Annotated in this window: 11 protein-coding genes; 8 read left to right on the forward strand and 3 right to left on the reverse strand. The window is 68.1% G+C overall.

Annotated features, from left to right (window positions below; all coding sequences use genetic code 11):
* Nucleotides 1-231 precede the first annotated feature (231 nt).
* Both CAL15_RS13705 and CAL15_RS13710 read left to right on the forward strand, forming a co-directional pair.
* Nucleotides 232-2,214, forward strand: a complete 1,983-nt coding sequence (locus CAL15_RS13705; protein WP_086079109.1) for a PhoX family protein — start codon at nt 232-234, stop codon at nt 2,212-2,214.
* A 331-nt stretch (nt 2,215-2,545) separates the two neighbouring features.
* Nucleotides 2,546-4,474, forward strand: a complete 1,929-nt coding sequence (locus tag CAL15_RS13710; protein ID WP_086079110.1) for a PhoX family protein — start codon at nt 2,546-2,548, stop codon at nt 4,472-4,474.
* An 84-nt stretch (nt 4,475-4,558) separates the two neighbouring features.
* On the opposite strand, the gene CAL15_RS13715 is transcribed toward CAL15_RS13710, so the two are convergent.
* Complete coding sequence (locus CAL15_RS13715) at nt 4,559-5,488, reverse strand: DnaJ C-terminal domain-containing protein (protein WP_086079111.1); 930 nt, start codon at nt 5,486-5,488, stop codon at nt 4,559-4,561.
* Nucleotides 5,489-5,738: 250 nt separating this feature from the next.
* On the opposite strand from CAL15_RS13715, the gene CAL15_RS13720 reads away from it, so the two are divergent.
* From CAL15_RS13720 to CAL15_RS13745, 6 genes are all read left to right on the forward strand, one after another.
* Complete coding sequence (locus CAL15_RS13720; protein ID WP_086079112.1) at nt 5,739-6,224, forward strand: GNAT family N-acetyltransferase; 486 nt, start codon at nt 5,739-5,741, stop codon at nt 6,222-6,224.
* A gap of 74 nt (nt 6,225-6,298) precedes the next feature.
* Complete coding sequence (locus tag CAL15_RS13725; RefSeq protein WP_086079113.1) at nt 6,299-6,628, forward strand: DHCW motif cupin fold protein; 330 nt, start codon at nt 6,299-6,301, stop codon at nt 6,626-6,628.
* 73 nt (nt 6,629-6,701) lie between these two features.
* Nucleotides 6,702-7,232 (forward strand): TetR/AcrR family transcriptional regulator, encoded by a 531-nt coding sequence (locus tag CAL15_RS13730; protein ID WP_198299051.1) that lies wholly within the window; start codon nt 6,702-6,704, stop codon nt 7,230-7,232.
* Nucleotides 7,229-8,461 (forward strand): MFS transporter, encoded by a 1,233-nt coding sequence (locus CAL15_RS13735; protein ID WP_157666661.1) that lies wholly within the window; start codon nt 7,229-7,231, stop codon nt 8,459-8,461. Before CAL15_RS13730 ends, CAL15_RS13735 begins: the two co-directional genes overlap by 4 nt.
* Before the next feature lie 67 nt (nt 8,462-8,528).
* The gene (gene yfcF / locus CAL15_RS13740; protein WP_086079116.1) at nt 8,529-9,170 is read left to right on the forward strand and encodes a glutathione transferase; all 642 of its coding nucleotides are present in this window, start codon (nt 8,529-8,531) and stop codon (nt 9,168-9,170) included.
* A gap of 228 nt (nt 9,171-9,398) precedes the next feature.
* Entirely contained in the window at nt 9,399-10,868 is a 1,470-nt protein-coding gene (locus CAL15_RS13745) for a diguanylate cyclase (protein ID WP_086079117.1), read from the forward strand.
* Here CAL15_RS13745 and CAL15_RS13750 read toward each other — a convergent pair.
* The gene (locus CAL15_RS13750; protein WP_086079118.1) at nt 10,800-11,819 is read right to left on the reverse strand and encodes a response regulator; all 1,020 of its coding nucleotides are present in this window, start codon (nt 11,817-11,819) and stop codon (nt 10,800-10,802) included. The genes CAL15_RS13745 and CAL15_RS13750 overlap by 69 nt on opposite strands.
* On the reverse strand, nt 11,816-14,770 hold the full coding sequence (locus tag CAL15_RS13755) for an MHYT domain-containing protein (RefSeq protein ID WP_198299053.1): 2,955 nt from the start codon (nt 14,768-14,770) through the stop codon (nt 11,816-11,818). The genes CAL15_RS13750 and CAL15_RS13755 overlap by 4 nt, the downstream gene beginning before the upstream one ends.
* Nucleotides 14,771-15,019 lie beyond the last annotated feature (249 nt).

Below are 15,019 nucleotides of genomic sequence, written 5' to 3' on the forward strand. Positions count from 1 at the left end.
ATGGGCCGATCGCGCGGCACGCGCGCGGCAACAGCGAAATGCTACCGCATGATGACGTGGTGCTTAACCTGCGCGACAGCGAGATGTCATTCAACTTTCATTTTTACATCTCATCATGCCGGCAGTTTCCAGTTGCGCCTCAAGTCCCCGCACGCCTTTCCTCACCTGTCGCCAGCCTGCAACGGCGACACATGCTTTCACGCTCCCTACAACCAGCCATCGGACCAGACCATGACCGACCTGACTCAAATTTCCCGTCGCCGCCTTCTGAAGATGCTCAGCGGCGCTCCCCTGCTGCCCCTGGGCACCGCCGCCGGCGCGTCCGCCCTGCTGGCGGCCTGTGGCGGCAGCGACGACGATGACGACGAGAACGAGTCGCCCGAGACGCCGCCCACCACGCCGGCTCCTGGCGCGCAGTTCCAGTCGGCCCGCTTCATTCCGATGGCTGCGCCTTCGATGGCCGACCCCGCCGAAATGGCCACCACCTCGGTGAAGTCGGCCATGGAAATCACCTATGACGACGGCACGGTCGAAACCGTCCAGCTGGGCTACGCCACCTTCTTCAACACCGGCGACATGGTGCCGGACGGCAACGGCGGCACCATCCTGGCCGGCGGCTACTACGACATCAACAACAACCCCATCATCGACCGCTCGACGGCGACGCATCGCCAGTTCTTCTCGGGCAGCCCTGACGGCACGTCGCTGCTGAAGCTCGAGAACCCGAACGTCCCCGGCGTCACCGGCAACGCCGTGTTCGCGGTGGTCCAGTTCGAGTACAACGACGTCGACCTGGCGGGCGACAGCACTTACGGCCAGTTGCCCTCGCCGTACGGCGTGCTGACGCTGGACCAGAATCCCGAGACCGGCGAACTGAAGCTGGTCAAGTACCACAACGTCGACACCTCCTCGGTCAACGGCATCTGGATTCCCTGCGGCGCCAGCCTGTCGCCCTGGAATACCCACCTGTCCAGCGAAGAGTACGAGCCCGATGCCTCGCTGGCCAGCAACCCGCAGCTGGAAGCCTTCGGCAATTATCTGTACGCGAACTCGGGCGCGCGTGCCCGTGCGTATAACTACGGCCACCTGCCCGAAGTCATCGTGAACCCGGACGGCACGGGCACCATCAAGAAGCACTACTGCCTGGGCCGCATCTCGCATGAGCTGATCCAGGTCATGCCCGACCAGCGCACCTGCCTGATGGGCGACGATGCCACCAACGGCGGCCTGTTCATGTTCGTGGCCGACCGTGAAGCCGACCTGTCGGCCGGTACGCTGTACGTCGCGGAATTCACCCAAGCTAGCGGCGCCGTCGGCTCAGCCGGCGCGGGCGCGGGCACCCTGAAATGGGTGAAGCTCGGGCATGCCACCAGCGAAGAGATCCGCGCGATGGCCGCCAGCCTGAACTTCGAAGACATCATGGAGAAGGGAGCTGCGGGCGATCCCGGCTTCACGCAAATCCGTAACAATGGCGCCGAGGAGTGGGTGCGCGTCATTCCGGGCATGGAGAAGGCCGCGGCATTCCTGGAAACGCACCGCTATGCCTACCTCATGGGCGGCACCATGTGGTTGAGCAAGAACGAAGGCACCACTGTCAACGCCCAGGACAAGATCTGCTACTCGGCGCTGGCCAACATCAACAGCTCCATGGTCGCCGGCGATAGCCGCAACCCCGCAGGCGGCCCCGCCGTCGACAAGACGATCAACGCCGGCGGCGTCATGGCCAGCAAGATGGCTGGCGGCCAGGCCGACACCGCTGGCAGCGCGATCAACAGCGAATGGGTGCCCTTCGAGTACTCGACTCTGTTCGTGGGCACGGACATCCCCGCCGACGAACTGGGCAATACCTGCGACCCCGAGCTGCCCGCCAGCCCCGACAACCTGAAATTCTCGGAAAAGCTGCGCGTTCTGTTCATCGGCGAAGACAGCGGCAACCACGTCAACAACTTCGTGTGGGCCTACAACGTCGACACCAAGCAGTTCGCGCGCCTGCTGTCGTGCCCCGCTGGCGCCGAGGCCACCGGCTTGCATGCCGTGGACGAGATCAACGGCTGGACCTACATCATGACGAACTTCCAGCACGCGGGCGACTACACTCGTGACACTGCCGACGCCGTCATCGACGCCGTGGATCCGCTGATCAACGCGGCCTACAAGGACAAGTACGCTGCCTCGGTCGGCTACATCACCGGCTTGACCATGCAAAACAAGTAATCCGCTTGCGGGCCGTCTCTCGACGGCCCCGCATCCGGCGCGCCCGCGCCGTGCATCGGCCTGCCCTCCTGCAGGCTCGATGCGCGACGCGGGCGCTTTTTTTCGTGCGGCAGGATAGGCCTGAGACAGGACACCCGTCTTCCGCGGCCTGACGCGGCGACCGCGTGGCACCGAACGGACGCCCGATGCGGGCACAGAGAACCACTGGCGTGCGTCTCGGGGGACGGACACTCCTGTCACGTTTTCTTCATCCTGCCGGTCGAACATGGCGTAGCCTGCCGGGTCGTGCATGGGCGGGCCCCATCCGCCTCCATACGCCTCGGACCTCGACATGCCTGATACGACCTCCGCCTCGCGCCGCCGCGCGCTGAAGCTGCTTGCCGGCGCACCGCTGCTGCCCATCGGGGCCTTCGGCGTGACGCAGCCGGCGCTGGCCGCGCGCGCCGACGGCGCCACGTTCCTCTCCGCGCGCTTCGTCTCGATGGACGCCCCCACGCTGGCGGATCCCGCCGAGATGGCGGCCACCACCGTCAAGTCGGCGCTGGAAGTGACCTACAGCGACGGCAGCAAGCAGACCTACCGGCTGGGCTACGAGCCTTTCTTCGTCACCGGCGACATGGTTCCCGACGGCAAGGGCGGCACGATCCTGGCCGGCGGCTACTACGACATCCACAACAGACCCATCATCGACACTTCGGGCAGCGCGCCGCGCCAGTTCTATTCGGACTGTCCGGACGGCAGCTCGCTTATCCGGCTTCCGCGGGCGAGCGTGCCGGGCGTGCAGGGCAACACCGTGTTCGCGGTGGTGCAGTTCGAGTACGCCTCGCGCAACCTGCGAGGCGACGAGATGTACGGCCGGCTGCCCTCGCCCATCGCCGTGCTGACACTGGACCAGGATCCCGACACCGGGGCGCTGAAGCTGGTGAAGTACCACAACGTCGACACGTCTTCCGTGCAGGGCTTGTGGATCACCTGCGGCGCCAGCCTGTCGCCGTGGAACACGCACCTGGCCAGCGAAGAGTACGAGCCCGACGCCGCCACGCCCGCCAGTGCGCAGATGAAGGCGTTCAGTGCCAGCCTGTACGGCGCCGCCGACCGCATGGCCAATCCTTACGACTACGGCCACCTGCCCGAGGTCGTCGTCCACCCGGACGGCACGGGCAGCATCAGGAAGCACTACTGCCTGGGCCGCATCTCGCACGAGCTGATCCAGGTGATGCCCGACCAGCGCACCGCGCTGATGGGCGACGACGCCACCAACGGCGGCCTGTTCATGTTCGTGGCCGACCGCGCAGCCGACCTGTCGGCCGGCACGCTGTACGTCGCGCGGTGGAACCAGACCTCGGCTGAAGGCGCGGGAGCGGGCACGCTGCAATGGATACGGCTGGGCCATGCCGCCAGCGACGAGATCCGCGCCATGGCGGCGCGCCTGACTATCGGCGACATCCTGGACCTGCTCACCGAGGATCCCGCGGACGACACCTACAAGTTCATCCACTGCAACGGCAAGCCGAACTGGATCCGCGTGAAGCCCGGCATGGAAAAGGCCGCGGCCTTTCTCGAGACACATCGCTATGCGGCCTATGTGGGCGGCAGCATGGCGCTGAGCAAGAACGAAGGCACCACCGTCAACGCCCGCGACCGCATCGCCTATTCGGCGCTGGCCAATGTGGTCGACTCGATGGTGAAGGGCGGCAAGGGCTGGTATGAAGGCAGCGGCATCGCCCTGGACAAGAAGCTGCAGGCGGGCGCCATCCTGGCACACAGGCTGGAAGGCGGCCAGAAGGACACCTCGGGACAGCCCATACCGAGCGAATGGGTGCCCACCGAGTCGTCCACGCTATTGACCGGCCGCGACATCGCCGCCGACGCGCTGGGCAACACCGCGCATCCCGACCACATCGCCAGCCCCGACAACCTGAAGTTCTCCGAGAAGCTGCGCACGCTGTTCATCGGCGAGGACAGCGGCAACCACGTCAACAATTTCCTGTGGGCCTACCACGTGGACACCAGGGAACTGTCGCGCGTGCTGTCGTGCCCGGCCGGCGCCGAGTCCACCGGCCTGCATGCCGTGGACGAGATCAACGGCTGGACCTACATCATGAGCAATTTCCAGCACGCGGGCGACTGGAGCAAGCTGCACGCGCAGGTCCGGGACAAACTGGACCCGCTGGTGAAGCACAACTACAAGGATGGCTACGGCGCATCCGTGGGATACATCACCGGCGTGGACCTGCGGATCGGGCTCATGCGGACCTGAGCGAGCCCGAGACCACTCGTCCGCCGGCCGGCTCGGGCCGCGCAAACGCATGGCGGCCACGCGCGCCGGCAGCGCGGCCCGGCGCTAGCCTCCGAACGCCGCCCGTCGCGGATCGAAGGCCAGTTCGCGCGCCATCCGCTCGTATAGTTCCCGCGCCCGCTGCGTGTCGGCCGGCGGCAGCGCCACGTCCAGCACCAGGTACAGGTCGCCGGCCGGCCGCCCGGGCAGCCCGCGCCCTTTCAGCCGCAGCTTGCGGCCATTGCGGGATCCCGCCGGCACGGAGACTTCGACCGTGCCGCTGGGGGTGGGCACATGCACCGTCGCGCCCAGCGCGGCCTCCCAGGGCGCCACGGGCAGCGTCAGGTACAGGTCGCGTCCTTCGGCGCGATACAGGCGATGCGGCCGGAAGCGCACTTCAAGCAGCAGGTCGCCGTTGGCGGCGCCGCCCACGCCGGGCAGGCCCTGCCCGGCCAGGCGGATCTGCTGCCCTTCCCGCACCCCGGCCGGAATGCGCACGCTCAACGTGCGCGTGCGGATCTGTGGCAGGCCGTGGGCGTCGGTTTCCATGGCGCGCAGGCTGATCTCGCGCGTGGCGCCATGCAGCGCATCTTCCAGGTCGACCTCGATGACGGCGTGATGGTCTTCGCCGCGCGCGCGATAGCCCTGCTGGCCGCCCGCGGCACGACCGCCGAAGATCGACGAGAAGAATTCGCTGAACCCGTCCGCGCCGGGCTCGGCGCCGTGGAATGCGAAACCGCGTTCCCAGCCGGGCGGAGGCTGCCGGTTGTCGCCAACGGACACGCCGTCCAGCAACTGGTCGTAGGCGGCGCGCCGGGCGGCGTCGCCGAGCACTTCGTTGGCTTCATTGATGTCGCGCATGCGCGCGTCGGCGTCGGGTTCCTTGCTGACGTCGGGGTGATACTTGCGGGCAAGCTTGCGGTAGGCGCGCCTGACGTCGTCGTTCGACGCCGTGCGCGCCACGCCGAGGATGCCGTAGTAGTCCTTGAACTCCATGAACGGCTCTCTTGTGTAGGGTGTGAAGGGCGGCCACGCCGCTGGCGCGTCGCCGGCCCGGGATGCCCTGCAGATGGGGGCGGCAGGCGGCTTTTTCAATATACGGGCCAGGGCGGCTGCCCTGCCGCCGGTACGACGGCGCAGTGCTTTCGGCCACGTCATCGTGCCGCACGAGGCTGTGCACGTCTGCTTCTATACTGCTGCGTCACCCCCGCCGCGTGCCGCGGCCCCGCACACAGGACGCCTCCTCATGCTGGAGATCATCGACGTCGATTTCAATGACCCGGCCCACGCGCGCGCCGTGGTCGGCCTGCTGGACGAGTACGCGCGCGGCGACATGGGCAGCGGCGAGCCCCTGCCCGAGGCAGCGCGCCGCGACCTGCCTTCGGCACTGGCCGCGCGGCCCTGGGCGCATGCACTGCTTGCCCGGGTGGACGGCGAGCCAGCCGGCCTGGCCGTCTACTTCGAGGGCTTCTCGACCTTCGCCTGCAAGCCGCTGTTGAATCTGCACGACTTCATGGTGTCCGAGCGCTATCGCGGCCTCGGCATCGCCCAGGCGCTGCTGTGGGCGCTGGAGCAGGCCGCGCTGCGGCTGGGCTGCTGCAAGCTGACGCTGGAAGTGCTCGAGGGCAACCTGCCCGCGCGGGCGCTGTACCGCAAGATGGGCTACGAGGCGTATACGCTGCAGGATGGGAACGGCCGCGCCGAATTCTGGCAGAAGAAGCTGGCGGCCTGACGGATCTGCCGGCCCGCATACCCGACCAGTCGCGGCCCAGCTGAACAACGGCCGCATTCATACGGAGCATCTACATGCACATGCAGGACATCCCCTTCGGCACCACCGACTGGTCCGAGGTCGAACCTACGCAGCATGCCGGCGAGACCGGCACGGCTTATTGGCGCACTCGGCAGTTCGGCGCAGTACGCGTGCGCATGGTGGAGTACACGCCGGGCTACCTGGCCGACCACTGGTGCACCAAGGGGCACATCCTGTTCTGCCTCGAAGGCGAACTGCACACCGAGCTGGAGGACGGACGGACCTACACGCTGCGGCCCGGAATGAGCTATCAGGTCGCGGACGGCGCCGAACCGCACCGCTCGTCCACCGCTACCGGCGCGAAGCTCTTCATCGTCGACTGAAGGCCGGTCGCGCCATCGGCCTTGCGGTGTAAAACGATTGTTTTACACTGGGGGCATGGACAGGCGCACAGACATGATCGACGGGGCGGCGCAGGCATTCGAGGCCCGGGGATTCCGGGGCATCGGTGTCGACGAGGTCCTGGCTCCCTCCGGGGCATCCACCCGCACGCTGTACAAGCACTTCGGCTCGCGCGACGGGCTCGTGCTCGCGGTACTGCAGGCGCGGCACCGCGACTTCATGCAGCGGCTGCACGCGCGCGGCGAGACCGGCGATCCCGTCGCCCAGCTGTTCCACGTGCTGGAGCGATGGCTGGTCGAACACGGCGCCCGAGGCTGCCTGCTGCTGCGCGCGCGCAGCGAATATGCCGCCGCCAACGAGGACATCGTCGCCCTGGTGCGCGGGCAGAAAGAAGAGTTCGAGCGCGAGATCGCGCGGCGCGTCCGCGCGGTGCTGGGCCGCGCCAATGCAGGACTGGCCACGCAGATATGGCTGCTGTTCGAGGGCGCCACGGCGGCGGCGAGCGTTGCCGATCTGTCGGTGGTCGCCGCGGCCAGGCGCGCGGCCGCCGTGCTGGTCATGGCGGCCCGGGGGCGAACGCGATGAGCGGCCGCCTCAACCTCGTCGCCGCGGCGTTCGCCCTCACCGCGCTCAGCTATGGCCTTGCGCGTTTCGCCTATGGGCTGCTGCTGCCCGACATACGGGCCGAACTCTCGCTGAGCGCGACCGCGGCAGGCTGGGTCGCGGGCAGCGCCTTCGCCGCCTATTGCTTCGGCATCGTCTTCGCGATCATGGGCGCAGCACGGCTGGGCGAGCGCGGCCTGACCGTGGCGGCCGGCCTGGCGGCCACGTGCTCCCTGGCGCTGGTATCGATGGCGGCATCGGGCCTCGGCCTGGGCCTGGCCATCGCGCTGGGCGGACTCAGCACGGGATTGACGTCGCCGCCGCTTGCCACCGCGGTCAGCCGGTGGCTGGACGGCACGGCCCGCCCGAAAGCGAACGGCGCGATCAATGCCGGCACGGCCGCCGGCATCATGTTTTCCGGCATCTCGGTCATGGCTTTCGCCGGGCAGTGGCGCGGGCTGTACGGCGGCTTCGCCGCGATCGGGGCCGCGGTGACGGCGTGGCTGTGGGTCGCCATGCCCAAGGGCAGTGGCCACCGCATGGGCGAACGCCTGTCGGCACGCGGGATGGCTCGGGCCGGAGCTGCCGGACTCTGCGCCAGCGCTTTCCTGATGGGCGCCGCAAGCACCGCCATATGGACCTTCGGCGCCAACCTGATGCGCGAGGAACTCGGCATGCAGGACGGCGCCATCGCGCTGGGCTGGATCGTGCTGGGCGCGGCCGGCCTCGCCGGCATGGGCACGGGCTTGCTCAGCGCGCGCTACGGCATCGGCACGGTCCATCGCGCCGCCGTGTTCGCCATGGCCCTGGCCATTGCCGGGCTTGCCGCCGCGCCGCTTGCGCCGATGCTGGCTTACGCCGTGATGGGCCTGTTCGGCGTGGCATACATCGTATCGAGCGGCGCTTTCCTGCTGTGGGGCATCCGGATTTATTCCGATCGGCCCGACATGGGCCTGGGCCTGCCCTTTCTGATGATCGCATTGGGCCAGACGGCGGGAGCGCCGTTGTTCGGCGCCATCTGGGATATGGCGGGCAGCGCGGCGGCGCTGCTGGTGCTGGCCGCCCTCATGGCGGGCGCCGCGTGCTGGACGGAATCCGCCGGTCCGGCGCTCGCCGACAGCGGCGCCACGCCGCCACGGGACGGCATCGGCCCGGACCGCCCTGTCGCGACCGCGACACGGCAGCCGGCCGGCGAACCGCGCCGCCGCTGAATTACTGTTACCCTTCCTGCTGCGCGGCAGGAAAGGCCTGTTCGCGCCGCATTGCCGGAGATGCTTCGTGGCAGCCCCTCTCACCCTCTACGTCGACGCCGCCTTTCTCAGTCCCTACGCAATGTCCGCCTTTGTCGCGCTGGTCGAAAAAGGCCTGCCCTTACAGTTGCGGCCGGTGGACCTGGACAGCGGCGAGCAGCGCATGCGTCCGTACCTGATGCGCTCGCCGACCGGCCAGGTGCCTGCCCTGACGCACGACGACTTCCACCTGACCGAATCCTCGGCGATCACGCAATATCTCGAAGACGCCTTCCCGCCCCCGCAGTACCCCGCGCTGTATCCCGAAGGCGTGCGCCAGCGCGCCCAGGCGCGCCAACTGCAGTCCTGGCTGCGCTCGGACCTGCTGGCGCTGCGCGAAGAACGCCCCACCGCTTCCGTATTCGACAAGCCGAGCGATACGCCGCTCAGCGATGCCGCCCACGCGGCCGCGGCCAAACTGATCCGCGTCGCCCAGACGCTGTTGACGCACGGAGGTCCCCACCTGTTCGGAAGCTGGTGCATCGCCGACGTGGACCTGGCCCTGATGCTGCAACGGCTGGCCAGCAGCGGCGACGAACTGCCCGCCGAGCTGCGCGGCTATGCCGCGGCCCAGTGGCAGCGCCCTTCCGTCCAGCAATGGGTGCGGCACCACGCCGCCGCGAGCGGCTGAACACCACCACCGTGTTACGTGTCTATAATCGCGGGCTGCCCGGTAAGCGAACGTAAACAACAACAGCAGGACCAACGGTCGTCTCCCCATGCCCTCCGATGTCAGACACGACGCACTACACTCCTGCCCGCGTGCCCACGCGAGGTGTGCGTGCCTGTCCTGACGAGCAAGGCATGGGAGAGCTTCTTACGTGGCAGCTACCCTTCTCGGGCGCTGGCGCTGGGGCTCATGTTTCCGGCGGTGGGCGCGGTGCTGCTGCAGCACGACGCGCCCCTGTGGTACTGGATCGGCCCGGCGCTGCACGCTTTTCTGTGGCCGTACCTCGCCTGGCGGCTGTCGCGACGCGCCGCGCCGCCTGCCGACGCCAATCGCCGGCACCTGCTCGTGGATCATTTCGGGGCGGGCATGTGGACCGCCGCCATTGCCTTCAATGCGCTGCCCGCCATCCTGATGCTGGCCCTGCTGCTGATGGACAGCATGATCGCCGGCGGCTGGCGGCAATTCCTGCGCGGGCTGGGGCTGCACGCCGCCGGCGCGCTTGCCGGCCTGCTCGTGTTCGGGCTCCATTGGCTGCCGGTCTCGTCTCCCGAACAGATCTGGGCCTGCCTGCCCCTGCTGCTGTTGTATCCGCCGGTCGCCGGGCGCGTCGCATACCGGGCGCTGGATGAGCTGCGCGAACAGCGCGAAGACCTGTCGCAGCTGAGCCTGCACGATCCGCTGTCCGGTCTGCACAATCGCCGCCACATGGACGCGGTGATCCACGCCGAGTACCAGCGCTATCTGCGCCACGGCGAGCCGGCCACGCTGGTGTTGATCGACTTCGATCATTTCAAGCGCATCAACGACGACCTCGGCCATCCCGTGGGCGACAAGGCGATCCGCCGCTTCGGCAAGCGCCTGCGCATGAGCCTGCGCAACTCGGACACGCCCGGCCGCTACGGCGGCGAGGAATTCGTGGTGCTGATGCCGCACACCACCGCGCGCGACGCCAGCCGCTTCATGAAGCGGCTGCAGCAGAACCTGCACGACGAGCCCCTGCTGGAGGAACGGCGCGTGACGATCAGCATCGGCATCGCCAGCCTGGCGCCCGAACTGGAAAGCCATACCGCCTGGGTGAAGCAGGCCGACGCGGCGCTCTATCGCGCGAAGGACCAGGGCCGCAACCGCGTGGCGGTGGCGGGGGACGAGAGCGAAGACGAGTCCGATCAGGCCGACGCGCTCGGCGCGGCCATGCAGCCGCTGCTGCCGCTGGAACGGCGCCTGATGGTGGGTCTTGAATTGGGCGGCATCGCCGCCGCGATCTTCGATCCGTCCGACCGGCTGGCCTGGGCCAACGAGGCGTTCCGCCGGCTGTATTGCGTGCCGCCCTCGGCGCGCACTTTCGCGGACATCATGCACAACTGCCACCGGCTGCGTTGCGGCCCGCGCATCGACATGCCCAGCGTGCGCACCTGGCTGTCCATCGCCGACACCCGACGCAGGCGCGAGCCGCATCGCAGCTTCCTGCAGGCCATGCACGACGGCAGCGTATACCGGGTCGAGGAAACCTCGATGGCCAACGGCTGGCTGCTCAACCTGTGGCTGCCCCACGTCGGCGGCGACGACGGCCGCCAGCGCCAGGGCGCCGGATCAGAACAGCGGGATCCGGCTGGCGTCCGTGTCGACCCACTGGTCGCGGATCGCCAGCAGCTCGGGTAGGCACTCGACGAACAGGGGCACCAGTTCGGGATCGAAGTGCGTGCCGCTTTCCTTGACGATGTGGGCGACCGCCTCGTCCACCGGCCAGGCGGCCTTGTACGGGCGCTCGCTGGTCAGCGCGTCGAACACGTCGGCCAGCGCGACGATGCGCGCCACGTGCGGGATCTGTTCACCGCGCAGCCCGCGCGGATAACCGGTGCCGTCCCACTTCTCGTGATGGCCCTCGGCGATGATGCGGGCCATGCGCAACAGGCCCGACCGGTGATCGCCGATGATCTTGCCGCCGATGATCGGATGCCGGCGCATCACCACCCACTCTTCATCGGTCAGCTTGCCCGGCTTCTTCAGAATGGCGTCGGGAATGCCGATCTTGCCGATGTCGTGCATGGGCGCGGCGTTCAGCACCTCTTCGGCGGCCGTGGCGCTGTAACCGGCCGCCAGCGCCAGCACCTTTGCATAGTGGCTCATGCGGATGACGTGCAGGCCGGTCTCGTTGTCCTTGTACTCGGCCGCCGCGCCCAGCCGCTGGATGATCTGCAGCCGCGTGTCGCGCAGCACCTGCACCTGCACCAGCGACAGGTGGTTGCGCACGCGCGCCTTCACGATCGCCGGGCTGTATGGCTTGGTGATGTAGTCCACCGCGCCCAGGTCGAAGCCATACTGCTCGTCCATCGTATTGGCCAGCGCGGTGACGAAGATGATCGGTATGGTCTCGGTGGCGGTGTCCTGCTTCAGCGCGGCGCAGACCTCGTACCCTGAGATGCCGGGCATCATGACGTCCAGCAGGATCAGGTCGGGCTGTTCCATGCGCGCCAGCTCCATCCCTTTCAGGCCGTCGCGCGCGAAGAACAGGCGATAGTCGTCCTGCAGCGTGTGGCGCAGCACTTGCAGGTTCGTGGGTTCGTCGTCCACCAATAGCAGAGTGGGGCGCGCGTCGACGATCTTTCTCATGATGCGGAGCCCGCTCCGGCCGAACCGCCGGCCTGCAGCTGCGACAACAGCAGCCTGGCATTGTGGAAATCGAAGGTGTCTATGGCGTGATGCAGCGCGTCGTGCAGCGCATGCTGGCCCTGCGCGCGCAGATGCTGGCTGACCGCGTCGAGCGCGGGCGCGGGCAGTTCGCTGCGTTCCAGCCCGGCGATCAGCTCGCGCAGCTGCGCCTGCAGGTCCTCGCTGGGCGCCGCCTGCTGCGGCGGGGGCACGCTGGCGGCCAGCGCCCCGGAGCCGCGCAGTTCCTCCGCCGCGCTGGCGAGCAGCCGACGCAGCTCGGCCAGGCGCGGCCGTACGTCGTCGCGCGAACCCAGCTTGATGCTTTCCTCCAGCGAGGCCGCCAGCTCGGTGACCTGCGGCAGCGCCAGATTGCCCGCGGCGCCGCGCAGCCCGTGCAGGCTGAACAGCGTCGCGTCCCAGTCGATCTCGGCGGCGTCCTCCGCGGGCAGCGGATGTCGCATGGCCGCCTCGGCCAGGAAGGTCTGCAAGGCCTGCGCCAGCCTGGCCTTGTTGCCCCACAAGGCGACGCCCGAGGTCCAGTCGATCAGGGTGCGGTGGCTGGCGACCATGCCCGCCGCCTGGCGGCCGCCGTAGGCGCCGGCCGAGGTATGGCCCAGCACGCGCGCCATCTCGTTGAGCAGGCGCGGCGTATCCAGCGGCTTGGTGGCGAAGCCGCTCATGCCCGCATCGCGTGCCGACCGGCGGTCGGACTCCATCACGCTGGCGGTGAGCGCGATGATGGGGATGGCCGGCAGCGACCTGGCCTGCTCGTACTGACGGATGCGGCGCGTGGCCTGCAGGCCATCGGTGCGCGGCATGTGCATGTCCATCAGCACCAGGTCGAACGACTGGGCCATATACATTTCCACCGCCTCGTCGCCGTCCCGGGCGGTCGCCGTCTGGTGGCCGCGTCCTTCCAGCATCAGCTTCAGCAGCTCCACGTTCTGCGGCACGTCGTCCGCGATCAGTATGCGCAGCGGCGGCAGCGATGCCGTGCCGACCTCGGGCGCCGGCGCGCCGGGCTTGCTGCCGGGCAGCAGGGGCAGGCGGACGTGGAACACGCTGCCCTCGCCCAGCGTGCTTTCCACGTCTATCGTGCCGCCCATCAGTTCCACCAGCTGGCGCGCGATGGTGGTGCCCAATCCCGTGCCGCCGAAGCGGCGGCTGATCGAAGCGTCCGCCTGCGAGAACGGGGCGAAGATGGTCTGCAGCTGTTCGGGGCTCATGCCGATGCCGCTGTCGCGCACCTGCACGTGCACCTGGCCGCCCTCGTGGCGGAAGATCACACTCACATGGCCCTGTTCGGTGAACTTGATGGCATTGCCGATCAGGTTGGTCAGCACCTGCTGCACGCGCAGCGGGTCTCCCTTGAAGTACTGCGGCATGCCGTCCGGATAGTCGGTATCCAGCGTCAGGCCCTTGGACTGCGCGCTCAGGCACATCGAGGCCTCGATGTGGCCCGCCAGCTCCTTCAGCGAGAAATCGATGCTTTCCAGCTCCAGCGAATTCTTCTCGAGCTTGGTGGTGTCCAGGATGTCGTTGAGCAGCGCCAGCAGCGAGCGCGACGACTGGCGGATGGTGCCGAGGTGGCTGCGCTGCAGCGCCGTCAGGTCTTCCTTGAGCAGCAGTTCGGTGAAGCCGATGATGGCGTTCATCGGCGTGCGGATCTCGTGGCTCATGTTGGCCAGGAAGGCGCTCTTGGCCTCGGCCGCCTGGCGCGCCTGCTCGGCCGCTTCGCGCAGCGAGGCCTCCATGGCGTGGCGGTCGGTGATGTCGGTCATGATGCCGACGAACAGCGGTTCGCCGCGCAGCTCGACCTGCCCCACCGCCAGCCGTATCGGCACCAGGCTGCCGTCCTTGCGCTGCCCCGTCACCTCGCGGCCCGAGCCGATGATGCGGGGCTGGCCCGAAGAGCGGTAGTTGTCGATGTAGTCGTTGTGCAGCGAACGGTCGGGCTCGGGCATCAGCATGCGCACGTTCCGGCCGATGACCTCGTTGGCCTCCCAGCCGAAGATGCGCGTGGCCGAGCGGTTGAAGGCCTGCACGATGCCACGGCTGTCGATGGTGACCACGGCGTCGACCACCGTGTCGACGATGGCATGCAGCCGCGATTCGTTCTCGCTGAGCTTGCGGAACAGGTCACGATAACGGATCAAGCCATTGGCGGCCGTGACCAGGACCGCCACCGTCAGCGTGAACGTGGACAACGCCAGCGACACGAACACGGGATCCAGCGCGATCTGGTGCTGCTGCGTACCCGGCTCGCCGGTGAAGCGCGCGGCCGCCATTCCGGTGTAGTGCATGCCGGAGATTGACAGGCCCATCACGATGCCGCCCAGCGCGAGCCGGCGCGTGGGTCCCAGGCTGGTGCGATTCAGGCCGAAGCGTATCCACAGCGCCAGCGTGGCCAGCGCCACCGAGACGACCAGCGACAGCGCGAACAGGCGCGGTTCATAGCGCAGCTCGACCATCTGCATGGCCGCCATGCCGCTGTAGTGCATCGCGCCGATGCCCAGGCCCACCAGCACGCCCGCGCCCATCAGGTGCCAGCCGGATACGTCGGGACGGGACAGGATGCGCAGGGCCAGCCATGCGGCGGCGAAACCCGGCAGGCTGGACAACAGCGTCAGCGAGGCGCTGTACATCACCAGCGTCGGCAGCTCGAAGGCCAGCATGCCGATGAAATGCATGGTCCAGATGCCGCCGCCCAGCGCGATGGCGCCGCTGCCGATGGCCAGGTTGCGGTGGCGCACCGTATCGGCCGAGCGGGCGATGTGCGCGGTCTGCAGCGCCATGCCGGAGGTAAGCACCGCGACAAGGACCGAAAGCAGCACGAGCCCGGGATTGTGGGCGCCGTGCAGGTACATCACATCGCTGGAAGAATCGATGAACAAGCTATGGGAGTGACCCATGTCGTGCGTATCCCGCTGGGCCGCGAGCGACGGCTGCGGCCAGTGTTGCTGAACCATCCTGAGCAGGATTTCGCTGCCGAAGACGTGCATCCCGGCATGCGCTGGTCACCATCGGGGGCGCGCTATTTGCGAACGATGCGACACGGCCATGACTACCCGGCTACGTAGCTTATCGGCCGGACAGGCGTTTTCTTTAGCGGAAGCCTTGACAAACTTCCGGCCTGCTTTTTTTTGAACGCAAAGCTTGGC

The sequence above is a fragment of the Bordetella genomosp. 13 genome, from assembly GCF_002119665.1.
GTDB lineage: Bacteria > Pseudomonadota > Gammaproteobacteria > Burkholderiales > Burkholderiaceae_B > Bordetella.

Coding starts and splice junctions, on each gene's coding strand:
- CAL15_RS13705 (WP_086079109.1), top strand. CDS start 232: ATGACCGACCTGACTCAAATTTCCCGTCGCCGCCTTCTGAAGATGCTC.
- CAL15_RS13710 (WP_086079110.1), top strand. CDS start 2,546: ATGCCTGATACGACCTCCGCCTCGCGCCGCCGCGCGCTGAAGCTGCTT.
- CAL15_RS13715 (WP_086079111.1), bottom strand. CDS start 5,488: ATGGAGTTCAAGGACTACTACGGCATCCTCGGCGTGGCGCGCACGGCG.
- CAL15_RS13720 (WP_086079112.1), top strand. CDS start 5,739: ATGCTGGAGATCATCGACGTCGATTTCAATGACCCGGCCCACGCGCGC.
- CAL15_RS13725 (WP_086079113.1), top strand. CDS start 6,299: ATGCACATGCAGGACATCCCCTTCGGCACCACCGACTGGTCCGAGGTC.
- CAL15_RS13730 (WP_198299051.1), top strand. CDS start 6,702: ATGATCGACGGGGCGGCGCAGGCATTCGAGGCCCGGGGATTCCGGGGC.
- CAL15_RS13735 (WP_157666661.1), top strand. CDS start 7,229: ATGAGCGGCCGCCTCAACCTCGTCGCCGCGGCGTTCGCCCTCACCGCG.
- CAL15_RS13745 (WP_086079117.1), top strand. CDS start 9,399: ATGTTTCCGGCGGTGGGCGCGGTGCTGCTGCAGCACGACGCGCCCCTG.
- CAL15_RS13750 (WP_086079118.1), bottom strand. CDS start 11,819: ATGAGAAAGATCGTCGACGCGCGCCCCACTCTGCTATTGGTGGACGAC.
- CAL15_RS13755 (WP_198299053.1), bottom strand. CDS start 14,770: ATGGGTCACTCCCATAGCTTGTTCATCGATTCTTCCAGCGATGTGATG.